The organism is Vibrio sp. 10N.261.55.A7, from assembly GCF_002877365.1.
In the GTDB taxonomy this organism is placed as follows: domain Bacteria; phylum Pseudomonadota; class Gammaproteobacteria; order Enterobacterales; family Vibrionaceae; genus Vibrio.
In genome coordinates this window covers 1-26,433 of sequence record NZ_MCWZ01000047.1, presented here as the reverse complement: position 1 = coordinate 26,433, position 26,433 = coordinate 1, and the positions used below count along the sequence as shown (strand labels likewise).

At 41.9% G+C, this 26,433-nt stretch carries 16 protein-coding genes, 2 tRNA genes and 1 pseudogene; 8 read left to right on the top strand and 11 right to left on the bottom strand.

Annotated features, from left to right (window positions below):
- Both BCU12_RS04560 and BCU12_RS04555 read left to right on the top strand, forming a co-directional pair.
- Positions 1-352: DUF6363 domain-containing protein (locus tag BCU12_RS04560; RefSeq protein ID WP_241909747.1), on the top strand; the 352-nt coding region annotated here is incomplete at its 5' end.
- A 374-nt stretch (positions 353-726) separates the two neighbouring features.
- Positions 727-2,727, top strand: coding sequence for a methyl-accepting chemotaxis protein (locus BCU12_RS04555; RefSeq protein ID WP_102403183.1), 2,001 nt, complete (start codon positions 727-729; stop codon positions 2,725-2,727).
- Between the two features lie 355 nt (positions 2,728-3,082).
- Here BCU12_RS04555 and BCU12_RS04545 read toward each other — a convergent pair whose 3' ends face one another.
- On the bottom strand, positions 3,083-4,702 hold the full coding sequence (locus tag BCU12_RS04545) for a VRR-NUC domain-containing protein (protein WP_102403182.1): 1,620 nt from the start codon (positions 4,700-4,702) through the stop codon (positions 3,083-3,085).
- Between the two features lie 254 nt (positions 4,703-4,956).
- On the opposite strand from BCU12_RS04545, the gene BCU12_RS04540 reads away from it, so the two are divergent.
- Positions 4,957-5,031 (top strand) — tRNA-Gly (locus BCU12_RS04540).
- Between the two features lie 38 nt (positions 5,032-5,069).
- Positions 5,070-5,144: transfer RNA gene (locus BCU12_RS04535), tRNA-Gly, on the top strand.
- 318 nt (positions 5,145-5,462) lie between these two features.
- On the opposite strand, the gene BCU12_RS04530 is transcribed toward BCU12_RS04535, so the two are convergent.
- The 3 genes from BCU12_RS04530 to BCU12_RS04520 all read right to left on the bottom strand — a co-directional run bounded on the left by BCU12_RS04530 (position 5,463) and on the right by BCU12_RS04520 (position 8,543).
- Positions 5,463-6,515 carry a DctP family TRAP transporter solute-binding subunit gene (locus BCU12_RS04530; protein WP_102403181.1) on the bottom strand — a complete coding sequence of 351 codons (1,053 nt, stop codon included), beginning with the start codon at positions 6,513-6,515 and terminating at the stop codon, positions 5,463-5,465.
- Between the two features lie 223 nt (positions 6,516-6,738).
- Entirely contained in the window at positions 6,739-8,013 is a 1,275-nt protein-coding gene (locus tag BCU12_RS04525; protein WP_102403180.1) for a TRAP transporter large permease, read from the bottom strand.
- Positions 8,010-8,543, bottom strand: coding sequence for a TRAP transporter small permease (locus BCU12_RS04520; protein ID WP_102403179.1), 534 nt, complete (start codon positions 8,541-8,543; stop codon positions 8,010-8,012). The genes BCU12_RS04525 and BCU12_RS04520 overlap by 4 nt, the downstream gene beginning before the upstream one ends.
- Positions 8,544-8,911: 368 nt before the next feature.
- Between BCU12_RS04520 and BCU12_RS23580 the strand changes: the two are divergent.
- A pseudogene (locus tag BCU12_RS23580) lies at positions 8,912-9,561 on the top strand (IS982 family transposase); the annotation flags it as partial.
- A 20-nt stretch (positions 9,562-9,581) separates the two neighbouring features.
- On the opposite strand, the gene BCU12_RS04510 reads toward BCU12_RS23580, so the two are convergent.
- The 7 genes from BCU12_RS04510 to BCU12_RS04480 form a co-directional block, all read right to left on the bottom strand.
- Positions 9,582-10,715: a BamA/TamA family outer membrane protein gene (locus BCU12_RS04510; RefSeq protein WP_102403178.1), complete on the bottom strand. Its 1,134-nt coding sequence runs from the start codon at positions 10,713-10,715 to the stop codon at positions 9,582-9,584.
- Positions 10,712-10,879: a hypothetical protein gene (locus BCU12_RS23200; protein WP_157939855.1), complete on the bottom strand. Its 168-nt coding sequence runs from the start codon at positions 10,877-10,879 to the stop codon at positions 10,712-10,714. Before BCU12_RS23200 ends, BCU12_RS04510 begins: the two co-directional genes overlap by 4 nt.
- Before the next feature lie 315 nt (positions 10,880-11,194).
- The gene (locus tag BCU12_RS04500) at positions 11,195-11,860 is read right to left on the bottom strand and encodes a GAP family protein (protein ID WP_102403176.1); all 666 of its coding nucleotides are present in this window, start codon (positions 11,858-11,860) and stop codon (positions 11,195-11,197) included.
- A 61-nt stretch (positions 11,861-11,921) separates the two neighbouring features.
- On the bottom strand, positions 11,922-13,226 hold the full coding sequence (locus BCU12_RS04495) for a phosphatase PAP2 family protein (RefSeq protein ID WP_102403175.1): 1,305 nt from the start codon (positions 13,224-13,226) through the stop codon (positions 11,922-11,924).
- A 197-nt stretch (positions 13,227-13,423) separates the two neighbouring features.
- A complete protein-coding gene (locus BCU12_RS04490) occupies positions 13,424-13,801 on the bottom strand; it encodes a response regulator (protein WP_102403174.1) in 378 nt (125 codons plus the stop codon).
- A 10-nt stretch (positions 13,802-13,811) separates the two neighbouring features.
- Positions 13,812-17,321, bottom strand: a complete 3,510-nt coding sequence (locus tag BCU12_RS04485) for an AAA-like domain-containing protein (protein WP_102403173.1) — start codon at positions 17,319-17,321, stop codon at positions 13,812-13,814.
- The gene (locus BCU12_RS04480; protein WP_102403172.1) at positions 17,321-18,628 is read right to left on the bottom strand and encodes an AAA-like domain-containing protein; all 1,308 of its coding nucleotides are present in this window, start codon (positions 18,626-18,628) and stop codon (positions 17,321-17,323) included. The genes BCU12_RS04485 and BCU12_RS04480 overlap by 1 nt, the downstream gene beginning before the upstream one ends.
- A gap of 125 nt (positions 18,629-18,753) precedes the next feature.
- Between BCU12_RS04480 and BCU12_RS04475 the strand changes: the two genes are divergently transcribed.
- The 3 genes from BCU12_RS04475 to BCU12_RS04465 all read left to right on the top strand — a co-directional run bounded on the left by BCU12_RS04475 (position 18,754) and on the right by BCU12_RS04465 (position 26,256).
- Positions 18,754-23,886, top strand: coding sequence for a response regulator (locus tag BCU12_RS04475; RefSeq protein WP_102403171.1), 5,133 nt, complete (start codon positions 18,754-18,756; stop codon positions 23,884-23,886).
- Between the two features lie 151 nt (positions 23,887-24,037).
- Positions 24,038-25,285, top strand: a complete 1,248-nt coding sequence (locus BCU12_RS04470; RefSeq protein ID WP_102403170.1) for a phosphatase PAP2 family protein — start codon at positions 24,038-24,040, stop codon at positions 25,283-25,285.
- Between the two features lie 161 nt (positions 25,286-25,446).
- Positions 25,447-26,256: a DUF481 domain-containing protein gene (locus BCU12_RS04465; RefSeq protein ID WP_133153810.1), complete on the top strand. Its 810-nt coding sequence runs from the start codon at positions 25,447-25,449 to the stop codon at positions 26,254-26,256.
- Positions 26,257-26,433: the final 177 nt, after the last annotated feature.

Genomic DNA, 26,433 nt, shown 5'->3' with positions numbered 1-26,433 from the left:
GGACTATCCATCTCTGGCATTTAGTTCCAGTAATAAGCGTTGGATTCCTGAAGCCGAAAGGCTTGTCAGCCTGATAAAAGAACAGTCAACAAAACACAACTTTAAAGGGGATGGCTCTAAAAAAATGGAAATGCTGGTGTCCCATTACCTCAATCATGAAGTTGTTAAAGAGTTCATGCTCGATCCGCCAGAACAGGTCGTTATTCATGAAATATCACCTTTGGTACCATTATCGAGTAAAGGTCTCCTAAGTAACAAAGATGACATTCTGAGTGACTATCAACAAGGTCAACTAGTCGGCAAAGAGTTCATTCTGAAACAAATCGAATTAAAAAGTGCGTTACTGCGCTAGTTACATGACTTCTCGCATGGCGGCATTCCATTTCAATTTTTGTCCCTACAAACCACTGGCTGAGATGTTTCCATCGATGACGAGCTAACCGCATTTCGTTGCACTCATTGAATACGCATTAGTATTTAACAAAGTGTTAACCCGTACTGGTGACCGTAAGTTGAGACCTTATGGCAATGTAGTACGTCATAAGTAACGTGAAGTGCTTGCAGGGCTATCATTAATAGGGTGAATGCTTGTTGATTGGTAATATCTTTTAATGAGTATTTTTGGAAACATGTCGTACTTTAGTTGGAGAAAATACACACACATCTATTTAACAATCACTGTAATAGCGCTATATTGTGCCACCAGCTAAATATAGGAGTTAAAGGATGAAACTCTCGATATCAGGGAAGTTACAGCTAAGTTTTCTGTTACTTGCAGTACTTTTTATCGCATCCGCATTTTTCGCATACCGCAGTGTAACAGCCGTTGAGACGCACACCCAATCGCTTCTCAATTCTGATTTACCCACGGTGGACACCAGTCGCTCTATTCAGCAATCGGTTCAGTCGAGTATTTCAACAGTGAGAGCGTACATGTTGTTAGGCGATGATGAGGCCGTTGGCCTGTCTCAGCTTGACGCATTGAACACCATTATGATCGCTACAGACGAACGGCTTCCTACACTTGAAGCGCTTATCTCTTCGAATGAATTTGAATCAATCAGTAATCAATGGTCTCAACTGAAAGTATTACTGACTGAGATTACAGAATTAAGTCATAGTGACGAAAACTTGCCCGCTCACAGCCTATTTATCAATGAAGCCGCACCCATTGCAGAAGTGGCGCTTGACCAAATCCAAGGTCTGATCAACGAAGAGTCTTCGAATAAAGAGGGCGAAGATAGAAAGAGACTGTTCAAACTTTATGCTGACAGTTATACGTCGCTATCGAATGCGTTGTCTTCAATGCGAGATTTTCTTCTTTACGGAAAACAAAACTACTTAGATAAATACGCAGAATTCATCAAAATGCATGAAAAATCTGTGGCTGAGATAGAGTCTCGCAAGGCACTGATTTCAAGTAACGACGTGGTCTTGTGGAACCTCTTTAAAGATATGCAGCAACTCTATTTTCCGTTAGTTCAACAAGTAATCGATCTGCGTCAATCTGCCGGTTGGAATTTAGCCAACCAAAAGATGGCCAATGAACTGATTCCTGCCGCTCACACGCTAGAGCAATCTTTAGAAAGCCTTGTCGTCATACAGCAAACGCAAGCAGATAGCACAGGAAAAGAGATTTTTGGTGCAATCTCGCGAGTCATTATCTTGTTGATCTCCGCAGGCGTTGTCGCGCTAATCGCAGCATTTACCATCTCTAATTACATGGGTAAAAACATCGGTCGCCGAATTAGCAATATTTCACAACGTGCCCAACTCATTGCAAGTGGTGATGTTTCTCAACAATCACTTAATGTCGAAGGCAGTGATGAACTCGCGAGCCTGACCGATTCGATCAATCGAATGAATCAATCTTTGGCGGGCATCGTTCAGGGCGTCACAGACAAAGCTCATCAAGTTGATGAAAGCATCTCAACGCTACTTGAAGCGAATCAACAAACATCAGGGCAAGTTTCAGAGCAAAAGAGTGCGATTGAACAAATTGGCCAGCAGCTTAATGATGTTGCAAACTCCGCAGAGACCACATCACACCATGCAAGTCACTCAGTGCAAACGCTAGCGCAATCAAGTGAGTTGATTGACCAGGGTTCAAAAGCGTTAGACGAAAACAAACAGACAGTGGAAAAGCTTTATAGCACTATTGAACAAGCGAGTAATGAAGTCGAAACGCTGAGCCGAGAAAGTGAGGCGATAGGACGAGTAACAGAAGTGATTGAAGGTCTTGCAGAGCAGACCAACCTTCTTGCCCTAAATGCAGCTATTGAAGCCGCGCGAGCGGGCGAACAAGGCCGAGGTTTTGCGGTCGTTGCTGATGAAGTGCGTTTGTTAGCTACACGAACGACTGAATCGACCACTGAGATTAATCAGATAGTTAGCGCTATTCAGTCTTCTACATCGTCAGTTGTTGATGAAATTGAAGCGAGTAAACTGTTGGCGCATCAAGGCTCTCAACATACGGAACTGGCCGTTGAAAAATTGGTGTCAACGGTTGAGCAAATTGAAATGCTCAGTGATGAAATGTCAGTTCTTGCCAACGCAGCCGAAGCGCAATCGGAGTCCACACAAGCGATTAACCGTTTAATGGGTGGTGTTTCAGATTCAATCAATGATGTATCGAGAATTACTGACAGCACGCACGCGACGTCTGTGATGGTAAAAGAGCAGGTGGTTGAGCTCAACACTGAAATGAGTCAATTCAAGCGTGAATAGTCCACTCTTAATCGTGTAATGTGATCACATCAGAAATCACCATCTAATTCAAAGCCATAGTATTCAGTGCTGTGGCTTTTTTAATGTGCGGATAGCGTGGTTCAGCGACAATGAAGCGCAACGTTTGTTTATAGATTCGCACATGACGGGCGCTTATGCCTATACCGATTATGACGTGTGTGCGCAAATTCTTGAGCGACAACTGATGGGATTACAACTAGATCCACCTATGGTTTAGCTTCGCTTAGTTGATGATGAAAGCTATTAATGCGGCAAGCTCTACAGCGTTGTTTTAATGCGTTGTTTCAATACGTTTGTTCAGTTGGCTCTATTAGCATTTGTACCTTGAGTAAAGCTAGTGATTAGAATCTTTGACATAGCAAACAGAGAACAGAATATCGAGTTCCTGAAAGCGCTTCATCCAGCGCCATTGATTGTCTTGTAGTTTATCTCCCGGCCCTTTTACTTCTATCCATTCGAATTCATCTCTTCTGAACGCTATTAGGTCAGGCATGCCATTTCTATACAAGGCTATGTCGCTGAACAGTACGTTAAAGAGGGATGATAACAGTGAACTAGGAATGGATTTTTCTGCGGCTTCAATTATCTCAAGACTCATGCTTGGCCAGTGGACGAATGGGTTCGCTCGACCAAACTTTTGGTTAAAGACGTGCTTTATTGTTGTGTAGCCAGATTCGTCTAGTTGCTTGTAGTGTTCTTCGATCAATGCGGAACGTTTCGCTTGGAAGTCATGATGGTAAAGATCCAGTGGCTTATGTTGATAGGGGTTAACAAAAGCACCTTCAATATCGGCAAAGATAACGTTCCAAAAATGAAGTCCAAACAGCCCCGTTAAAAACTGATTCTCAACAAAATAGATGTGATCACCTTGATGTTCAAAATAGGCTTTTACAGCAAGTTCGACACGCTGCTGTGATAAATCGAGCACCAAATGTCGTTCCGGAATGGTTGGCTTCGCTTTTCTTGGAACCTTATTGCCCTTCTTACGCTCTACTCGGTCCATCAGCTTTTGAGCCGTTTCAGATTCAGATACATCAAATGGCAAAGCGATCATGTCGTTGACGATGGTTTCCATTTGAAACGTGTCATCGAGCTTATCGAATATGCGCGCTATTCGCTCTCTTGCTGGAGGTAAGCGGCTATGGCGAAATACATTCAGCGCTTCAGGTAAGCAATTTAACCTCTCAAGATCGCGAGCAATCTCATTAAAGAACTTTTGCTGTTTGGCGGCAATAGAAGTGTGTTGAGATATCTCTCCAACGCCTTCAATCAGCCTTAGCAATTCACTTTTCTGTCGACGATCGATGCCGTCATATTGTTTGCGAAGACGTCCGAGCGCTAATAATTGATCGACTTCTTGCCTGTTCTTAAAGTAGCGCGTCTTTTTACTGAGTCGGTAAGGTTCAAATTGGTGTAATCCAAGGTCTTTTAACACAAACTGGCTTAAGTCTTGGTAAGTATTGGCGAAGAACAGTCCAAGCAATAATTCACAAAGCTCATTCTCTCGAAGGTGAATACATCTAAATGGCAGTTCACTAAAGCGATCAAAGTGATCAACCGGAAGGGCATTCACTAAATCCTGTTTGAGACTCTTTTTATCCAAATCTGGGTAAAGTGTCAGTATTTCGGTTTTTGTTAGCAAGCATTCCGCGAGTTGCTGTGTACTTAATTGGGGCACTAAATCTACAAATTGGGCTTGCTCGAGTTCGTTTAACGAATGCGGAACATTGGGTATTTCGTCGTAGGCAAGTTTGTCGCTTCGAAACCATTCGCCTTTTCTCGAATACAAACGAACCAGTAAGCACTGGGCTTCATGACTGAGTTGACTGATTCCATTGAGGCTGTCTATTTCGCCTTGCGTAAGCAGATCTTTATACAGTGAAGTGGCGTGCGAGATCAGCCTATTAAAATTCGCTAAATAGTAATCAGGGGCAAGTGTCAGGGTAGGGTGCATAGTTTGGAAGTTCATTGCCATGTAATCAGTGTCTAGATACAGGTTAAGTTTTGTGTCGACTCCAATCAACCATTAAGCACTCTAGGAGATTGGTAATGTGGATAGACAAACTTGCAGTTAACACGCAGCGTAGCGACCAATTAAAGAGCATAGAGAACAAAAAGCACGCAAACAAACACTTAACAATGATTTAGTCCTTTTAATTTTCATCAACTGTGGCATGATAACTTCGCTTTCAAGGGATACCTTATAAAGCGTGCATCGTATAATGGCTATTACCTCAGCCTTCCAAGCTGATGATGCGGGTTCGATTCCCGCTGCACGCTCCAATCCCTTGAATACGCAAACTTGTCAAATCAGACAATATGCGTGCATCGTATAATGGCTATTACCTCAGCCTTCCAAGCTGATGATGCGGGTTCGATTCCCGCTGCACGCTCCAATTGTTTTCCTCTGTTATAAAGTCCCAATTGTTTGAAAATATAACGCTTTATGGCGTAATTTTTTGCATCTTCAATTCGGTTTGGTAACTTCAGCGAATGGCCTAATACTGGCCATGTTGGTGTCGAGTCTGTTGAGTGAAGTTTTGTTTAATATGGCTACTAGGCTACTACTTTGTGTTGCCATATTAATTTTATTTAGACGCATTATCAAAAAATAAGCCCCAGACATGTGTGGGGCTGAGATCGTCAATATATCGCGAATATGTTGATGGTTCATACTTGTGACCACTGTTCTATAATGGTGTATTCGCCTTTTCTTATTGCAAGTAAGTGGAGTTATTCGCTTTATCGACTTCACTTAAGAATAGATCAAGAAGTTCAGAGCCTTTTTTACCATGAGTTTCGCGTACGTACTGTTTGACGCCTGGTTGGGTTGCAAGTCTCATTGCTTCGCGCTGCTCACTGGTTAACGAGTTAACTTTCATCGTCTTAGTCAAACCTGCTAAACCACGGTCGTCAGACGCTTCAATCAAACGAGAAAGGCCACGGTTAGCGCTTAATGCAATTTCTACAGCATCGGTCACAACCTTTTTCTCATACGCTGTTAGACCATTATAAAAGTCTTTATTAACCATAAATGTATATGGGGCAAAAAGGTGATTGGTTAATGTCAAGTACTGTTGTACCTCGTTAAACTTGGCAAATGACACCGTTGGTACAGGGTTCATCTGACCATCAATGACACCAGTTTGAAGAGACGAGTAAACCTCTCCCCATGATAATGGATAAGCTTCTGCTCCTAGTGATTGAATGATTTTTTGGTGAGTAGGTAATGTCATTGTGCGAATACGTAACCCTTTAAAATCTTCTAAGGTTTTGATTGGACGTTTTGAGTTGGTCACGGAAAAGAAGCCGCCTGTATCTGGGAAGCCAAGGATTTTGACATCCTTCATTTCAGCTTCGATATCGCGAGCTAAGGTTTGCCCAAAAGGACCATCAAGAACTTGATACGTGGATGCATTATTATCAAACGCAAATGGCACATCCAAAACACCAATACGCGGGTAGTAGCCAGCCAAAGGGCCAACAGGTGCTAATGTGCCTTGTAACTGCCCATCACGAACCATTTGAATGTGTTCTTTTGCGTTACCAAGTTGATTGCTTGGAAATACTTGAACTTTTATTTCACCATTTGTAGCTGTTTCTACAATGTTTTTGAACACTCCAGTGAACGCATGAGCTGGGTTTTCCATAATGTCAGCTTTATTGTCATGCCCGATACGTAGTACTTTCTCTGCCATGGCGAAAGGGGCTGCAATAAAACTTGCAGTAAGAGTAGCAGCAACGAGTGTTTTGGTTAGTTTTTTCATAATGACTCCATTTATATGATCTGGTTTGTGTGTAGGGTAAATCTAATCATTTAACTTTTTCTTTTATTGTCATTGTCCTGCCTTATTGACGTGTTTTAAAAACACGTAAAAGCAAGGTTTAGAGGCTATGACGTTTGCCTTGTTATTAGTCGAGAGGAGCTATCACTGCAGAGTAACGTGCTCCGTCAACTTATGAATCTAGTTCGACTCGTGAATCTAGGTGTTAATAACCGAGTAACCTTGGAATGAATAGGACAATGTCAGGGAAGAAGGCAATAGCAAAGAGAAGCAGTAATTGACCTATCAAGAACGGCATTAACTCTTTGGAAATACCTTCAATTTTGGCACCCGTTACGGAAGAAAGGACGAATAAACAAGCTCCTATGGGGGGGGTCATCAAGGAAATATTCAATGCAAGAATAAATACTATGCCCGCATGTAAAGGATCCATGCCTATTTCTGCAGTTAACGGAACTAAAATAGGGGCTAAAATAACTAGCATTACGTTTATGTCCATGATCATGCCAACGATCAATAGCAATGTAATGATTAACGCAAGAATGACATTGGGGTTATCCGACAACGAAATAAACATATCTGCGATCATTTGAGGGATTTGGTTGAAACTCAGCCACCAACCGAGAATTGATGCGGATCCAATAATTAAATAGATGACAGCGGATATTTGCGACGTACGCACTATCATCTGAAATAACGCGTTAACGGTGAGATTTCTATAGATAAAAGTACCTATAACGAGGGCGTAGGCTACAGCAATTGATGCCGCTTCTGTCGGGGTTACGATACCAAATACAATACCGCCGAGAATAATGAGTGGCATTAATAACGCCAAAGCAGAATTTTTAAAATGAACGAGTACTTCATTGAAGGTGGCCCGTTGACTCATTTTCGGTAAGTTTTTTCGTTTACCCATTGAACCAATAATAGCCATACACACCAGGCAAACTAATATTCCAGGTAAGATTCCGGTTGCAAATAGGCCACCTATTGAGACACCCATTAATGATCCATAAACCACCATTAATCCAGAGGGTGGAATCGTTGGACCAATAATTGACCCTGCCGCTGTCACCGCACACGCATAATCTTTTGTGTAGCCTTGTTTGACCATAGCTGGTACTAGTGTGCGACCAAATGCCGCCGCATCTGCAGTGGCAGAACCTGTAATGCCTGAAAAGAATACTGACGCGACCATGTTAGAGTGCGCCAACCCTCCTCTAAAGTGGCCGACGAGTGCTTCAGAGAGGTAAATAAGACGATTAGTAATACCGGTGTGATTCATAATTTCACCGGCTAGAATAAAAAATGGCATCGCTAAAAAAGGAAATATATTCAAACCATTAAATATTTTACTCGGCGCTAAAGACGTAAAATGTGCACCGCCCACATCATACATGCCAGCTAATCCAGCAATACCTAACGCAATAGCGATTGGTGCACCTAGCAACATAAGCCCAGCAAATATAACGCCAATCATGATTGATCTCCTTCAACGTAAAAAGCGTCCTGCGATAGAATTAATTTAAGTGCGTAGATGTCTTCTAACCAAACAAGTAACGCTTGGAACCCTGATAATGCAAATGTTACTGGTACCGCAGCGTAGGCATAAGACATGGGCATTGAAAATACGGTTGATAATTGGTTTGCTCCTTTTTCCGCAAATGCATACCCCAAATAGGCGATATAACAAAAAAAAGCGCAGGTAATCGCCCCAATAACGATTTTAATAATATGTTGCACTAATTTAGGAAAACGTTTGGTCACGAATTCCAGCCCCATGTGTTCGCGGCCTGCTGTGCAACATGGTACGGCCATCAAAATGGCCCATATCATGATATATCGCGCCATTTCTTCTACCCATACAAGCTGAAGTTTCAAAATATATCGGTCAAGAACTCCTAACCAAACATCAAGGATAAGTAATATTGTTAATAAACCGACGCACCACTGATTGGCCTTATTCAACCTAAGCTTTGTAGTGGTAATCATGTTATCGGGCAGTGCCATAAGCTTTATTCCTTCCTGCTATATGCAAACCAATAGAAAGACAAGTCATGAATCTATGCACTTTCTCTGGCGATAATTTACTCTACCTATCTATCTGGGAAGGAGAAATGACGGAAGTCACAAAGCGACAGAATCTTGATACTTTCAAACATATTGACTTTGTTGTTCATGTATCTATCTGATTATTAAGGGTTTAATTTTTAAGCGAGGTTTTTTAATGAAATAGGTAGGGTAGAAAGTAACATGGGAAATAGAATAGAAAATCAACTGGTTACAAATGCGTAACGTAAAGTATGATAAAAAGTAACATGGTGGTTCTTGTATAATATAATTGTATAAATTTGATACTACGCATGTTTTTACGCTATATAAGCCATGCGCGTTTTCTTGAAGTCATACCATCGGTGCTAATCCCCTTAAGCTCCTTCTTTACTCATGTAAAAGGAGCGCCTACAGGCATTGAATTCATTGATTCAACGAGCATTAAAGTCTGTCACAACTTACGTATCCCAAGACATAAAGTCTTCAAAGGGACAGCACAGAGAGGCAAAGGAACAATGGGTTGGTTTTATGGGTTTAAGCTCCACATCATCACCAATCACCTTGGCGATATCGTTGCAGCTTAACTGACACCTGCGGATCCGGACGATAGAAAGCCAGTGCGTGAGGTATCAAAAGGGTTGCTCTACAAGCTCTATGCAGCTAAAGGTTATATCAGTAAAGCGCTAACAGCAGATTCAAAAGAAGATGGCATTACCCTAATAACGACTTATCGAAAGAACATGAAGCCACAAGTTCTAGCCGCGTGGGATAGAGCAATGTGTCTAAAAGGTTCATTAGCGAGACAATCAATGACCAACTAAAGAATATCTCTCAGAAAGAGCATTCTCGTCACCGCAGTTTACACGGGTTCATGTTAAATCTACTTGGTGGGCTAGTGGCGTATTGTTTAAAACCAGAAAAGCCATCGCTTAACATCACGAGTACAGAAAAAACGGGACTCATGGCGATGGCTTAAACCGATCTCAGGTTAACTCATTACCATGCTGTTCCGAATTGTAGGTATACCGTCCACTCTTCCGGCCCTTTAGCAATATCAACACCTGTTTTCATGCCTAATTCACGAGCGATTAAGTACCTAAACCCAGTCCCTTTCATTGTTAGAACGTTTGCGTCGCTTAGGCTTTGATTGTTATCGACTGCAACACCTGCTCCAGTGAAGCCCAATATCGTCCAGCGTTGGTCGATGTTGTAGCTAAGTTCTACTTCTCCTAGTACGGTATCGTCGCCTTGATATCTCATGGCTGGCATTCCGCGCATGTCTAAGAATGGTCGAGCATAGAACGGGGCTTCGCCATCAATACTTTTAGCATCTCCTCGGAAAGCAATTCCCCAGCTATCAGAAATTTTATTGTAGTTGTTAACATAGGCGTGGGTTCGTTTGTAATCAAAGTCTCCGCCTAAACGATTGTCATGCATTATGTAAGCAATACCAGCCTTAGTACCTGATTCTGGGCTCATCTGATTGTTTCGGTTATCGTAAGTCAGTTTTACTTTTACGCTACCGTCGCCGCTATCTAGACTCAGTTGATCGACACCAGGAATGACGCCTGATACATCAAAGTTAGAATCAGAATTTAGGTAGGTATAACTTCCCCCTAGGAAGAAGTTTGAATCTCCTAGTCGAACATCGATATCTTGAGTGAAGTACAAACCTTGCATATTAAATTTGTAGGGCGTGTCGTCTTCCCCACCATAGAAATTGAGATTAATTGAAGCGCCGAATAGACCACCAAAATACCGTACTCTGTCATCCATCCAGTTACCTGAATGGAATACGCCAGTGACGTAAGTGCCATTGCTTGTTGCTCCACCTATCACGCCTGTGACACTGAGTGGAATGTCTTTAGCGGCTTCAGGGTTTTCTTGGCGATTGGTTTTTTGTTCTTCCGTCTCATGGAAGAAAAGTAACGCGGCTCCGGCCCCAACCCCGACTGCAGGCTCTGTAATGACAAAAGGAATAGGTAAGAATCCGTGACTGTTGTTTAACACCCATTGGCTTGCGTCTAACTGACCATCTTGTGGGTCTAAAAACTGCTCCATGAAACTTGCGTGAGCCGGTGTTATGGTCAGTGCTAACGCAGCACTGATCACCAAGTTAGTTAGTTTCATTGTCTTTCCTTACTCATCATTTGAAATTGTTCATTGATATCGACTGCTGTTGGATCTGTTGCTGGACTAACCTGCTCATCACATTCGTCGTAAAACTTAATGGCTTCAAGGATTTGGTGATTACTTGTAGCATGACAAATGATGTGGAGTAATTGACTATTCATGATGTGCTCCCCAGTAATTTCATGATTGTTAACTTCATTTATTGCCTTGATGTGCCAATTATTGAGCATTAGTGGAACTGTGTATGTGTGCAATTCATGAGTCAAAGTGTGAAAAATTTGTCGACGATCTTCCCTTGAATGCCATGACTCTTAATTAGAAGCAGTACATCTTTTGGGGTGGCGTCAGATTGAGGTGCAATGATAGTTGGGTTGTTAGATAGGTCGTAATGATGATGTATCGAATATGCTAATGGGTTGTGTGGTTAAGCTTAACCACACTTTGGGTATGGCGAAGAGATATTCAGATATTGAATGTTAGAGCAGGCCTTTTTCTAATGTAAAATACATCAATGCGTCGGCAACGAGAGCTACGCCAATGACCGTAAGTAATACCGGCATAAGAAAGCTGGACCCTTTTACAAGCAGGTGATTAATTCGCTCTAAAGTGGCTTTACTTCTTTCCCCTGTTAACGCAACAAGAATGGGTACGACAGTGAACGGCAACGCATAAACGAGATTATAACCAGCCAAAGTCCAGAGAGATTCTGAGAAATTAAGATCAGCCCTTAGAATTCTATCGATTGCGGCAAAGTAGGGAAGGGCAAACGGGATACCAACAAAATTAATGATCGCTCCCAGCGAGAAAGCTTTAGCAACAGATAGATTATTATCTTCTTGCTTCTCTTCCTTTGCTTTACTTTTCCCACCTTTGAATACCGTGAATATCAACAAACATCCAATGATTAAGCTAATAATGTAGTCTAGTGTCTCTGGATTACTGATTCGTTCAGCTAACGAGTCGAGGCCATAGGCAATGGCAATACCAGCAAAAAAGTAAGCTAGGGTATGCCCCAACAAAACAGCAATACTATTGAAAATTGGCTTATTAGTACTGACTGAATAAACTAAAAATGCAAACAGTACTGGATTTAGTATGTCGGCTAATAAAATGGGCGTTAGAAAGGGCAACAGCTCTAACATGAAGCAGTCCTTATTGGTTTTATAAATACGAGGCTAGAAAGTCGATCTAGCCTGAAAGTTGTTAAAATCGGTTAACGAAGTTGAGGGTAACGAGATCACCACTGTATTTGCTATTAAATATATTGTTCTTCAATTGTGTTTGCGAGTATCCGTATTTCATACCTACCTCCCAAGCACGATTGATTTGGTAGTTTACACCCGCTTCGGCAAGAAAGTAGTTATCTCCACTCCATACTTGATATTGCGTATTAGCGACGGCAGATAACTGATCAGTAATTGAATACGCGCCTTTTAGAGTGAAACTTGGCATTAGTCTCCAATATTCTTCTGAAGCTGTAGAGTCTTCTACATTCGCTTTTTCTGCTACAAAGCCAAACCGATGAGCGTAAAGACCCATACCGACTTTGAAATCAAATTTGTTGATAGTGTCGAAGCCTTTATACAGATTTGCGCCTAGCATCCAATGTTGATAAGCCGTATATACCTCTTCGCCAGAGTTAAATGTATTGCCATCGACATCAAATGCTTTTGCAACTGTGCCAGTACGACGGGTTTCATTCGGGCTAAATTCTATTTCTAGCGATTGATGGTCAGCAATTTCGTATTGATACTTCACGTAAGCGAAAGGTTGAATATCGTCGACAATCGTAGAGTTTGACAGATATTCATTGGCGAATAACTCACCAGAGCTGTCTGCTAGGTTTGCACCAACGCCAAATTCAAAGCGATGTTTTAACGGCTTTTCTACAGGTTTCGCTTTCTGTTGTTCTCGCTCGTTGTCAAAAGCTTCGCCAGTGAGTGTGACGCCAATAGATAACCCATCTTCCGTTTTAGCAGCGTTAAAACTCACGCCTGGTACATGATAGGGTGAAACAAAATATTGATTAACAAGGAAGGCGATACTTGCCCCGCCTAAAACATCACCAGCATAGTGACGGTTGCCATGGATCCTACTGGCTGCTGTAGCAGTAGCGAGTGCATACGCAGGTATACCCCATGATGAGCCGTAGCGCGTTTGTAAAAAGGCGGCTCCGGAAAAGGCACCACCCGCATGACCAGACGGGAATGATTTCCAACCGCTTCCATTGGGTCTTTTTCTTCCCACCGTATTTTTAGCGCTGTTAATGATAATTTGGGTTGTCGCCGTTGAATAGACAATTTGTTTAGCCCCTTCAGCATCATCGTGCATCCAACTTGCAAAAAGGCCAGTGGCAGGCAGAAGTACGGTTAGCAGGTCGCCACTTTCAACTATGTTGTCATTGACAGAGTCAGTGAAGTAGCTATTAGCGTTGGCTTGACCCAACATTAAAAGACCAGGTAATAGTGCTAAAGTGGATAGCTTATTAAACTTTCTAGAATTAGACATGGTTTTCTTCCCTTAAATCAGCGTCAATACGGAGAGTCATATCCTCTCTTGTTGAAGCCAACTATAGGGCAGCGGCAATTGCGTGTATGTGTGAAAAAGAAGGTTCAATGTGCCATTTAAGAAAACCAATAGTGATGCGTAATGTTGCTTTTGAGCTTTTCGCTCCGCAACTTTTTGTGTTTATGCCTTAATCAAAACTACTTGGTAGAGGCTAAGCAATGCTTGATTCTATTTGTTAACAAGGAAGCGCTGATTGGCTTTAAAACGAAGTCATACGCGCCAAGTTCGAACCCTTTTTGATAGTCACTTTCATTGTCATTCCCAGTGACAAAAATCACAGGCAGATGTGAGGTTTTTGGATCAGATTTTAAGCGTGATAGTACTTCAAAACCGTCGATACTTGGCATGAATACATCCAAGAGAATGAGTGCTGCATCATTGTGTCTTTGCGCTAATTCAATGGCGGTTTCACCGGATGTTGAAGCAATGACAGCGTAATCATCCTTCAACATGTGAACGAGTAATTGCAAATTCTCTGGTTGGTCGTCAACGGCAATTATTTTCAATCTATCCATCGTTTTCTCTCTAAGTTACGTCCAATTTGTTTATCCATGACTGAGTCAGTTTTTTTGCCAACTCACTATCAAAGCTGTTCATTGCGCTTTCAATATCAATAAGTGACGGCTCATTTAGGCCTTTTAGCTCTTCTAACAAGGTAAAGGCGGCGCCGTGATCGTCGTCTAGCATAGCTGACAACGTTTGTAGCCTTACCATCAATTCTTCTTTAGGCAGCGAGTTATCGTCATCCTTGTGCGTATCATCATGCTGCGATGACAAATAACTGAATATTCTTTCACATGTTTGTATTACGGTATCGTTGAAGGTTACGAACCGAATTCGATCAATGGGCTGACTTTCGATTAGCGCTTTTTCTAAAGATTTTGCCAAGTGGTTGAGTTTCGTTGCGCCAATATTCGCAGCTGTGCCTTTTATACTATGAGCAAGTTGTTTGAGTTGTTCGTTGGACTTCCCTTCTATAAACAATCCATCTTTATACTGCTGAGCAAATTGCCTTAGTATTTTTTTATAGAGCGTGCGGTTTCCATTGCATCGCTCTAGGCCGGATGGTGTATTGATGTCAGCGATAATAATTGGCGCAGTGGGTGCTTGTACCAATTCTGTGGATGTTTGTGATAACACAGTGGGGTGCGTAAGCCAGTGATTCACGACTTTAATCAAGGTGCTTGGTTCTACCGGTTTTACAATGTAATCACTCATGCCTGCCAATAAGAAGCGCTTCTTATCATCAAGAAGAGCGTGCGCTGTGAGTGCAATTATTGGTAAAGACTTAAGATGTTGGTATGGATGTTCTTCGCCAAGCATTCTAATTTCTTTAAGGGCTTGCTCTCCGCCCATCACTGGCATCTCGATGTCCATTAGAACGAGCTGATATGATTTGCTTTTTACTGCTTCAATCGCTTGCAATCCATTCCCTGCCACATCGACTTTTATGCCGACGCTGTGCAGAAGTTCGGTCACAATTTCCTGATTAATCTCGTCATCGTCAACCACCAGTGCGTAGTTGGAATGGTTCGGCTGATACTCATCAGAAAGCAAAGCATTCGTTTGCTGTGTTTGGAGTTTATCTTCTACCATTAGCGATTGTGATAAATGACGCGCGCTACAAGGGTAGTTTAGGCGTTGTTTATAGCCTAACGTGCTTAACCAATGTGGGAACACTGACGCCTGTGGCAGTAGCAAGAACATACGTAAATGATCATGCTTAATCAGTTGTTGTAGTAGTTGATCCTGAGATAAAAGCGCTGTTTCATCGACGATCAGAGTCGTAATTGGTCGTAAGTCATACGCTTGAAACTGATCAACTGTGCATTGATGAACGGTATATTTAAGCAACTGCAATTGAGAGCGAACTTGTTTTAATGTAGGGCTCATGGCATCAATATTTGGTGTGATGAGCAATACTTCCTGCGGCTCCACGTAAAGGCTATGATTGTTGGTGTCGCCATGTTGCAACGAATCTAGGGTCAGTGAAAAGGTAAAGCAACTTCCTTCCCTTGGTGTACTTTTAACGTACAGTTTACCCTGCATTAACTTCGCGAGTTGGTGACAGAGCTTCAGCCCGATACCAAAATTTAGTGATTGCGTTGTCTGTGTGTTTAATTCACCTTCAATCGCGTATTCAGCAATACCATTTCCTGTGTCGGTGATATCAAAACATAGTGATGACTGCTCTGTTCGGGTGTCACTCTGACGCAAATAGACATTTAAACCAATGTTGCCAGTTTCCGTATGCTTAATCGCGTTGGTCAGTAAGTTTGATAAAAGCTGTTCGATACGTAATGGATCGCCAATCAAAGCGGGCAAAATGACGTTTGGAAATTTGACAGTGAAATTGAGACCTTTCTCTTCAACTCGATGACTCATGACAGTGATCAATTTGTCTAAAACATCATCAAGATAAAAACTTTCATTATTGAGCTGTAGCTGGTTTTTTTCGAGACGATCGATATCAAGCATGTCGTTAACGATGCCGTGCATATAGCTAGCGACGCGATTAATGCGATTGAGAGGTGATTGATTGTTGTACTCTTGTTGCTGAGCAATGTAGCTAATACCCAAAATACTGTTTAAGTGAGTACGAACTTCGTGACTGACGCGCGCTAAAAACTCTGTTTTGGCCTGGTTTGCGTGTTCTGCTTCATTCTTTGCTATTTGTAATTCTTCTAACGCTTGTTGCAGGGCTTCTTCGGCCGCTTTTCTTTGGGTAACCTCAGATTGCAAACGACTATTCCATGATTGAATTTCAGCGCTAATTTTATCTTGGCTAGCAGCAAAAAAGCGGTGGTCCTCTTCTGGAAGGTGCTTATCGTTGGCCCAACTGCGCGCTTGTTCAAGTGCAGTATTATCTAATAGCCATTGCTCATCTTCTTGATTGGATTCGATCCACAAGTTGAGTTTTTTTGCATATGGACGGTGTCGATCGAGTTGCTTGGTTACCCACAGTTGGTCAAAAATGATCTGATAGATTTTGGTTCGGGCGGTGATAGCACCGTTTGAGTTAGCGAGTAAGCCGGTTAAGTAAAGTCGTTCAAAACCATGTATTTCTGTTTGCTTAAATATATGGTTTGGATTCTCAATGACTTGAAAATAACTATTGAGCAATTGCACGCTATATTGCTCATCGAGTAGCAGCCTGTCAGCAATTGTCTTTAAATGCTCAGGGTTATCCTGGCTTCTCCAATTGTCGATGATATTTTTCTGCACCAATGTGTCAATCCAAAGGTACTCATCGCCTATCTCTGGATCACTTTGTGCAACGAGTTGGCATATTTTCTGGGTTACAAATGGTTGCCCGTTGCTCCAGTGCAAAATTCGTTCGAGTAGCTTTGCGTTGTCGAGATTATGATTTGGAAAACCTTGTATGAGCGGGGTAGCTTCGTCATAACTGAACCCCTCAAGACCAATTGCTTTACCAATGTTAAATGGCGAGCGTCTACTGTCTGTAATAAAATCGCTGGGTTGAGCAACACCAAAAAAGGCAAAGTTCAATGAATTGAAGCGTGGGTCATCGGCACGTTTATTAAAGAAAGCACGGATTAACGTAAACAAATCATCCGCAGCAAAAGGAAGGCTCAATACACTGTCAATTTCATCGAAGAACAGGCAAAAAGATTGATTAGGATGCTTTTCAATTAGTTCGTGCTCAAGAAATATGGAGAGTTTTTGAGAAGCAGGGAGTTCTCCTAACCCTTGCCACCACTCGACCATGGCGCGACCCGTTGGTAATTCAAATCCACGCCACAGTTCAGAAATGATTCCTGCATACCACTGTTCAATCGTGACATTGACGCTACCAATACGACTCATATCAATGAAACAACAACGCACAGACTGTTCTTGGAGTCTCTTTTTGACACTCAGTAATAGAGACGATTTCCCCATCTGGCGGGAGTTGAATACGTAACACACGTCTCCCTCCATCAAGTGTTGATAAAGAGTCTCGTCAGCTTGTCGCTTTAAATAGAATGACGAATCGTTGGCGACACTTCCGCCGATCTGGTAGCGAGGATGCATTACAAATTATCACGTAAAAAGTTGATAAGAAGCTGACTGGTTATTTTAGGCTTATCATCAACAATTTCTATCAAACCTAGATGATCAAGAATGTAGAGTTCAGGACGAGCTAACGGTTCATTGGCGATGAGCTTTCTAAATGCTTCGGTAGACTTCTCTCCCGTCATATCCGCAATCAAGTGCTGTAAGAAATCGGAAAATAAGCCATTGCTTTCCGTGGCGTGTGCAATTAAAGACTTAAGCTCGCTAGATGGACTCTCAATGAACCCTGGCTTGGTTGCGAGTTGATAAAGGGCGAGTTGAACTAAGTACGGGTGACCGCCGAGCTTGTTGAGTAGTAACGTTGTTGGACTGTTAACGTTATTGTCGTTACTAAAGTTGAATCCATATGCGTTCGATAAAGCGGTTAGCTGCTCACCATTAAGCGCTGACAACTCAATGGGTAGTCCAACGTTAAAAGGTGAAAGGTTAATGTCTAGCTGAACATAGACTTCGGTTGAGTAGATGAGAAGCTGACGTAACTTTTTCATGTTGTCATTATGCTTCGATTCTTCGTGCCAAGAGCGAAGCAAAGGCAAGAAATCACGGCTGACATCGTCTTGATCAAAGAGCAAATTCAGTTCGTTGAATACCAAGATCGTGGGGAATTCCGTCTTCTCCAATATGTATTGTTGAAGATACGTCGTGCAACTCAGTTTGCTGCCAATCAGTTCATTCCAGTAGTCATCGATTTTAGACTCAAGACCTAACTGAGACGTCATTTGCAGGCACACCCAACGCAACAGTTTTTCGAGATCGGTAAGGATACTGCGATCCGCTAGGTGAAAATCAATGATGACTTTTTGATAGCCTTCGCTTTCTCCTTGATCGAGCACGCGCAACATCAGGGAGCTTTTGCCCATTTTACGAGGTCCGCGAATACGAACTAGGCCACCTGGGCGGCAAATCTCTTGATAAACCTGGGCTTCTTCTTGAGTTCGTTCAATATAGAAAGGAGAACTAAAAGACAGTGGGCCACCCGGGTAGTCGGGAAGTTGTTTGTCAATATTACCTTCTTCTATTAATTGCTCTTCCAAGAGGTTTCTTACATTTCGTTTACTGATCGCGCAGTTCATTGCTTGCGATAGCTCTTTCCATAAGTCTGAGCCAGCTTTGCGTACATAGTCGTGATCATAACCCGTTTCTTCAGCAATGACGTTATACCCTTTACCTAACCAAGAAAGACGAAAAACCTCTATTTTGATTAAGCTTAGTGATGCTTCAGGTAGCTTTTTTTGTAAAATATCTTTCGCTTCTTGATGATTCATTTCTGCTTCCTAATAATGGCATTTCGAATTTGCTAGGGTATAGTGAAGTTTAATACTATTCTTCCAGTTATAACATGAAGTTAACGAATAATATTCTTTTCACTGCGTATTAAAGGAAAATCTGCATGGATGTTAAAAAAATGGGTTATCTACTCGCTTGTGTGATGTGTTTGTTATTTGTTCATAGTGGCAACACATTTGCTACTGAAGGCACTTCTCCTGTCAATGCGTCGAGTGCAATCGTTGGCAGTGAACAAGCGAATGAAATTAATACGCAAGCCCAAGAATTGAAGTTTTTTAACGAGGTATTAAACACCTCAATCGCCGCTTACCTGTATACCCGAGAAGAGAAATGGTTAATCCGTTATCAAGAAGCGGCTGTGCAATACGATGAGATTTTTGCTGATGCTTTAAAGACATTTTCGCAATACGACAGTTTACGTTCTGAAGCGATGGAAGAGGCAACAATAGCGCTTTATGCAACAGAGGCAGAAGCCTTTAAATTGTTAGACAATAACCAGCAACAAGCCGCAATAGATTTGCTGAATACAGCTGAGCACACTAAAAACAAAGAGAAATTAGACGCGGGTATTCTCAGCTATTTAGAACTTTCGATTAAGCTGCAACAGCGCGCAATTGAAAAAAAACAATCACTGTTAGCGACAACGCAAGCCCCTAAAAAAAACAAAAAATTAAACATAGTATTTAACTTTGATCGCCCACCTTTCATGTTCGGTAAAACCAGCTCTAAGGGTATTGAATCAGACCTTGTCAGTGAAATACTGGCATTGCAGGGCTATGACATTGTGGCCAGTCAGATATCCAAGCGCTACATCGACAGGATATTAGCAAACGATAGCCAATATGATGCTCTGGCAACGATTACACCGAAAAATGACGATTACTTCTATAGTGATAATTACGTTAGCTTTAACAATTACGCGGTGACACGTAAAAAAGATAATCATGAGGTTAATACAATCAGTGACCTTAGCCACTTACAAGTGACCGCTTGGAAAGGTGCGTATAACGATCTTGGGCCTGAGTTTAATGCGTTATTTAACCCTGATACTGGCGTCAAGTTATACGAGCATACAGATACGGCAGAAGGTATTGCGACATTTTTAGATGGGAAGTTTGATGCCATTGTCGTAGATATAACATTGTTTAAGTGGTTTCAACGACAACATCCAAATCAACAAGAATATGTGTTCCATCAAATTTTCTCCGAAACCACCGACTTTCCTGTCGCTTTTAAATCGGAACAGGTACGAGATGATTTTAATATTGGACTCGCTAAATTAAAGGCGAGTGGACGATATGATGAGATCATTCAGTTTTATTTAGAGCAAGATGTTCCCGCTTTACTCACCCTCACTAATCTCGTTGCTGATATTTCAGGTAAATTTATTTTCTCTATAGAACCTGATGTGCTGCAGCAAGTATTGACGCCTTTTTTTAATCACCCCGATATTACTCAAATTAACGTTAACTCCAGTTTGGTGAATGGGGATTTCCTCAACTTAGTGCGTGATGGTGATAAAGTTGTTGCAGTAGAAAATCTGCCAGAAAGTGACGAGTTTATACCTCGGATGATAAAAGAGTCTTACATTATTAATAATGACTCCCCACTTTCTTTAGGCCACGTCACCATTTATTATCGCCCAGATTTTAAATCTGCAATGGGGCAATTAATTCCCGATTTTTCTCAATTTTTGGGGCTATCGAATGAAGTACGCCAAAAAGTAAGCGATTCTTACAATAAATTTGACCTCAATAAAACTCAGGTGACACTGAGTATTGAAGAGAAAGCGTGGTTAGCCCAACATCCGGTGATTCGTTTTACTGGTGATCCCGACTGGCTTCCCTTTGAAGCCTTTGATCAAAATGGAAAGTATATTGGTATTAATGCTGAATATTTAGCTTTGATCGAATCAGTCACGGGTATTGAGTTTGAGTATGTAACGAGCGAGTCTTGGGAACAAGCCACTCAATGGGCGCGCGAAGGGAGTATTGATGTTATCTCAATGCCAGTTAACATTGGTTATAGTGAATTAACGTTTACTAATCCCTTTTTGAGCAACGATTTAGTCGTGGTTATGAATGACCAGCAAGACTACATTCAAGATTTAGATGTTATTGCTGATAAAAAAATCGCTATTATCGCCACTTATAGTTATTCCTATAACATCAAAGAGCGTTATCCAAACATCAACTTTATCGAAAAACAAAACGTTAAAGAGGCGTTGTCGGCGGTGGCAACAGGACTGGTTGATGCCGCCATTTTAACTTACTCCCATGCTAACTACAGTATTCAAAAGATGGGTGAAAATAATATTCGGGTAGTGGGTAGAACGAGTTTAACCAGCGAACTTAGCTTTGGGGTGCAAAAAGCACATGCCCCGTTAGTCAGTATTATGAATAAAGCACTGGCTACTATTACTGAGCAGCAGCGTGCTCAAATCTTGCAAAATTGGATTAAAAGTGAGTACGTTCCTTATACTGACTACTCTCTATTGTGGCGTATTGGCATTGCAATCTTAATCGTATTTTTGGCGTTTATTGCGTGGAACCGTAAAATGTCTGCCGAGATTGAAAAGCGAGTTAAAATTGAAAAAGAGCTCACAGAGATGCAAGAGCGATTTGAACTCAGTTTCCGCGGTTCAGGCGATGTGATGTGGGAATTTAGTAATCGAGATAACCGATTATGGACATCTCCACACCTCCTAACGCTACTCAACATCGATGAAGGTAATGAACCGACGAATATGGAAGGTTGGGCAGAGCTGATTCACTCTGATGATAGAAAAAAAGCTTTTGAACATTTCTTTGAACATCTCTCCAATGACGTTGAGTACGACAACGAATATCGCATGCACAAAGGGAATAATGAATATATTTGGGTCAGATCTCGAGCCAAATCATTACGCGATAATACAGGGTTAGCTTACCTGACAAGTGGCACCGTCTCAGATGTTAGTCACCTAAAAAACATAGAAAAAGCCTTGGTTGAAGCAAAGGATGTCGCCGAGTCAGCGACACGAGCAAAGGGTGACTTTTTAGCGAACATGTCACATGAAATTCGTACCCCGATCAATTCGGTAATGGGAATGTCTTACCTCGCATTGCAAACTGATCTTGATGATAAACAGCGTGGCTATGTAGAAAAAACTTACCGTTCAGCGGAGTCGCTGCTAGGGGTCATTAACGACATATTGGACTTCTCAAAGATCGAAGCAGGCAAACTAACACTTGAAACGACAGAGTTTGAATTGGGAGATGTACTCGAACAGTTAGGTAGCTTACTTGGGTTACGCTCGGAAGAAAAAGGCCTTGAGTTGCTGTTCAATGTTAACCCCAACGTGCCATTGAACTTGATTGGCGATCCACTCCGTTTAAATCAAATATTGGTGAACCTAACAAACAACGCCATTAAGTTTACTGAACATGGTGAAGTCATTGTTTCTGTTGAATTGAAAGAACAAGAACACAATCAAGATAGAGATGAAATAACATTACTTTTCTCAGTTCAGGATACAGGCATTGGTATTTCAGAAGAGCAGCAGAAGAAATTGTTCCAGTCATTCAATCAGGCCGATTCTTCGATAACCCGTAAATACGGGGGGTCCGGCTTGGGGTTAACGATATCCAAATCATTGACAGAGTTGATGGGAGGGACAGTTAACGTTGAATCGACAGCCGGAAAAGGGTCTTGCTTCTCCTTTACTGCACGTTTCCATATTAATCACAATGAATCCGCTCCTTCTTATATTGAGCAACGAAGTTTAGGCGAAATAAAAGTACTTGTGGTGGATGACAATGATGCGGCAAGAGAGATCATTGGTTCAATCTTAGGGAGCTTTGGTTTCTCAGTAGACACGTGTGGAGATAGTCAACAAGCGTTGAAGAGAATAGAAGACGCACTACTGGATGACCCATATCAATTGGTCGTGATGGACTGGAAAATGCCTCAAATGGATGGCATCGAAGCAACAAAGGTCATGCAGAAGTTGCAAGAGGATGGGAAAACCGTACCTTTGTGCATCATGGTAACGGCTCACGGTCGTGATCAAGTTATGGAAGCCGCAAAGGATGTGGAAGTGAAGAGCTTTTTAACCAAGCCAATCACCCCTTCAACTTTGTTTGACAGCATTATGCAGGCGATGGGTAAAACTGCGATTTCGAACAATAGACAAAATAAAATCAAACTTGAAAGCGAAAAGTGGCAGCAAAAGCTAGCCGGTGCAAAAGTTCTATTAGTTGAAGATAACAAGCTCAATCAAGAACTGGCGCTTGAGCTACTTACCATGAACCAGATTATCGTTGATATAGCGGAAAATGGGTTGCAAGCTCTTGAAATGATACAGCAGCATCGATACGACGGTGTCTTAATGGATTGCCAAATGCCGGTGATGGACGGCTATACCGCAACACAAAAAATTCGAGAAATACCTGAGTTTCAAACGCTACCCGTTCTAGCCATGACGGCGAATGCAATGGTGGGTGATCGAGAGAAAGCGTTGGCATCTGGAATGAATGATCATATTTCAAAACCAATAATACCAGATTCAATGTTTAAGATAATGGCGCAATGGATAAAGGTAGCGGAGCCGGTTTCCCTTGACGATGACCAAGTGATTGACTCATTAGATGATCAGTATGTGAGTTTACCGAAAAGTAGTGCCCTAATTAACATTGAAAAGGGGCTAACCTATTGTCAGAACAATAAAGCCCTGTATCAAAAATTACTGATTAGATTTACCCAGGAATATAACGATTTTTCCTCTACTTTTGATGCACTTGATTCTCTTGATGAGAAGAAACGACTCGCGCATAGCTTAAAAGGAAACTCCGGTAGCTTAGCATTATCTAATGTCTATCCTTTGGCTCAGAAACTTGAAGCGGCTTGCAATCAAAAAGGATACGCAGAGGTTCCGTCATTGGTGACTCGCCTAAAACATGCTTGTGACGCTGTGGTAAATGAAATCAACGACAGTTGCGATGAACTGATACCCACGGATAGCAAAGTGATTGAAATGGATGAGTCGCAACAAGCGGAACAACTTAATTTACTAAAGCAGTACCTAGGAGACTTTGATACGAGAGCCATCAGTATTATTGACTCGCTTGTACACGTCACTCAGCTAAGTGCGTTTAAATCAGAATTTGAAGATATGAACAGTAAACTTGATGAGTTTGATTTCTTAGGCGCTGAGAAAGTGTATGGAGCTTTGATGGAGAAAATATCAAAGCCATAGCACGGGTCAACGTACATTGAATAAATGTGTTGTTGCTGATGGATTTGCAACAACACACATTCACACAAAATTCTCACACATACGTTTAAGCCTACATTATTGATAATAGCCATAGAAAGTTACCCAATACTCCGCGGAGAAGGTTCATCATATGGATATTAAAATAAACAAATTAAACATTGCTCTTTCACTCGCTATGAGCTTGCCTTGTGCCTTAGCCTCGGCTTCAAATCCTATTACAGAGTCTATTAACGACAAATACGTGGAAGCCGGTGATGTACTGCAAATTGCAGTGCCCCTTACGGGCTTAGCCGCAACATGGTTCCATGATGATAAAGAAGGCGCAAAGCAGTTCATTAAGTCCTTTGCCAGTACGATCGCTGTTGTACAAGCCACTAAATACACAGTAGGCAGGGTAAGGCCAAATACTTCCAATGAATTATCATTTCCTTCTGGCCATACCGCTGCCGCTTTTTCTGGCGCTGCGTTCCTGCAAAGTCGCTATGGGGCTAAATGGGGCGTGCCTGCCTACATCGCTGCAAGTTACGTAGGGGCGAGCCGAATCTATGGAAACAAGCACTATGCAGATGACGTACTAGCAGGGGCGAGCATCGCGTTTCTTATGGATAAATTTTTTGTATCGCCATACTCCGACGGGCTGAAAGTGACAGCGGCACCAAGTCGCGATGGATTCATGGTTGGTGTCAATATTGAAAATAGCTTCTTTTCAGACAGCTCGGAAAACAGCAGTAAAGCACGAGATATCCATCGCCATAACGGCGATAACAAACACCGCTTTCAACTTGATGTGGGTTTTAGCAAATATGATGTGATAGCGAGTGCCACTTTAGACAAAGACAGCATGCCTGTTGATGACATTCAGATTGCAACGGCGGTAAATTATCGATACAAACTCGAATCTGATCGCTATTTCCAACTCGAAGTTGCTCCTAATGAAGCTCGAAGTGTATCGACAGACGATGGCGGATTGCTCACATCACTTCGTGATTGGAGTATCGCTGGTTCGTACCAAATGAACGTTCTAGATAATACGATTGGTTCAGTTGAGTTGGGAGCAGGCCTGGCTGGTCACTATATTTCCGCTGGGCAAGTTGATACTGCTGATGTGTATCATGAAATTAGAGATTACAAAGTTCTTCCAATGGTTAACGCGACAGCCACACTTAAGTTGATGGAAAGACTCAATTGGGTGAATAAAGCTCAATTTCGAACCCTTGGTCGTGATAGAGCAGAGCAGTTTGAAACAGGACTTTCCTACTTGATCAATTCTGAATGGGAAGTCGGTGCAAAATACCTACGCAATAAATCTAAGTGGGGTGAACAAGGTTTGGAATACAAGAGTGAGCAAGGTGTACTAACCATCGCTAACTACTTCTAAATACTGTTTAGAAAGACGTTTCCAACCGTTCCATCTATTAGTAAAAACTATGGGTTGTCATTCACTAGTTTGTCTATTGTTGAGTACCCTCATATTACTAATTCCATTTGCCTACTGATGCTGATGACTCAGCAAAAGTTTTATAGCGTACTGGGTGTACCATGAATCGATTTATGTTCCTTATACTCGCCACTTTATTGTCGCAGACCATTCATGCAAATGGTCTTTCAATGTCAGTTGGTGCCATGCATCAAACAACGAGCAGTAGTGCCTCTGTGGGTGTTCCTGCACTTCGGCTTAAACTTAGCATTGACGGTGAAGAAGATCTGAATCTGGCTGAAAAAAATGTGTCGCCTTATGTCATGTTTGAATACAGATTTAAGGATCGACATAGCGTACTTGTTGATTGGAGAACACTGCATCGAAGTGTTCGAAAAAGCTATACGAGCACGCCAACCGACGTATTTGGCAGTCAGGTTCTAGTAGGAGCAACGCTCGATTTATCGCTCGATATAGACATTGCAAGAGTTGGCTACACCTATCGGTTTCTTTCCAATGACAAAGTTGACTTAGATGTTATGGCAGGCCTCCATCTAATGAGCATTAAGTCCGCAGGTGGTATTACCGCCGAGATAGAGGGTGATGGTGAAAAGTGGTACAACTATAATAAAAAAGAAAAGAAGCGCAGTTTGGCCCCTTTGCCGAACGTAGGAATTAGAGGTGCATACAAAATCACACCCAATTGGGCGCTGACATCGCATTTACAAACGTTTCTGATCTCTACCAGACTCTTTGATGGATACATTATTGATAGCAGCCTGGGCGTTCAGTACCAAATAATGGATTCTTTACACGTTAATGCGCAATACAGCCATTATGAAGTCACCGCGGCCTATGGAGATTCACTATTTGATGCAGAGATTTCTATGAAATTTAGCGGGCCAATGTTGTCTTTAAAATATGACTTTTAATCTTACGTCTAAAGGGTTTAGTTTCATCGCAATAATCACACTTTTAGCGTCATTTAATCACACAAAGTCGACGTCTTAGTACACATACGGATGTGACTTGATTCTACATAATGATTCCAACAGTTCAGCGGACAGACCGCCACATAAACTAAAGGTAATTATTATGAAAAAATCAGC

Excerpts from the sequence above, each read along its gene's own strand:
- BCU12_RS04470 (WP_102403170.1), top strand. The coding sequence starts at position 24,038 with ATGGATATTAAAATAAACAAATTAAACATTGCTCTTTCACTCGCTATG.
- BCU12_RS04520 (WP_102403179.1), bottom strand. The coding sequence starts at position 8,543 with ATGGCACTGCCCGATAACATGATTACCACTACAAAGCTTAGGTTGAAT.
- BCU12_RS04500 (WP_102403176.1), bottom strand. The coding sequence starts at position 11,860 with ATGTTAGAGCTGTTGCCCTTTCTAACGCCCATTTTATTAGCCGACATA.
- BCU12_RS04545 (WP_102403182.1), bottom strand. The coding sequence starts at position 4,702 with ATGCACCCTACCCTGACACTTGCCCCTGATTACTATTTAGCGAATTTT.
- BCU12_RS04555 (WP_102403183.1), top strand. The coding sequence starts at position 727 with ATGAAACTCTCGATATCAGGGAAGTTACAGCTAAGTTTTCTGTTACTT.
- BCU12_RS04530 (WP_102403181.1), bottom strand. The coding sequence starts at position 6,515 with ATGAAAAAACTAACCAAAACACTCGTTGCTGCTACTCTTACTGCAAGT.
- BCU12_RS04490 (WP_102403174.1), bottom strand. The coding sequence starts at position 13,801 with ATGGATAGATTGAAAATAATTGCCGTTGACGACCAACCAGAGAATTTG.
- BCU12_RS04510 (WP_102403178.1), bottom strand. The coding sequence starts at position 10,715 with ATGAAACTAACTAACTTGGTGATCAGTGCTGCGTTAGCACTGACCATA.
- BCU12_RS04465 (WP_133153810.1), top strand. The coding sequence starts at position 25,447 with ATGAATCGATTTATGTTCCTTATACTCGCCACTTTATTGTCGCAGACC.
- BCU12_RS04525 (WP_102403180.1), bottom strand. The coding sequence starts at position 8,013 with ATGATTGGCGTTATATTTGCTGGGCTTATGTTGCTAGGTGCACCAATC.
- BCU12_RS04480 (WP_102403172.1), bottom strand. The coding sequence starts at position 18,628 with ATGAATCATCAAGAAGCGAAAGATATTTTACAAAAAAAGCTACCTGAA.
- BCU12_RS04475 (WP_102403171.1), top strand. The coding sequence starts at position 18,754 with ATGGATGTTAAAAAAATGGGTTATCTACTCGCTTGTGTGATGTGTTTG.
- BCU12_RS23200 (WP_157939855.1), bottom strand. The coding sequence starts at position 10,879 with ATGAATAGTCAATTACTCCACATCATTTGTCATGCTACAAGTAATCAC.
- BCU12_RS04495 (WP_102403175.1), bottom strand. The coding sequence starts at position 13,226 with ATGTCTAATTCTAGAAAGTTTAATAAGCTATCCACTTTAGCACTATTA.
- BCU12_RS04485 (WP_102403173.1), bottom strand. The coding sequence starts at position 17,321 with ATGCATCCTCGCTACCAGATCGGCGGAAGTGTCGCCAACGATTCGTCA.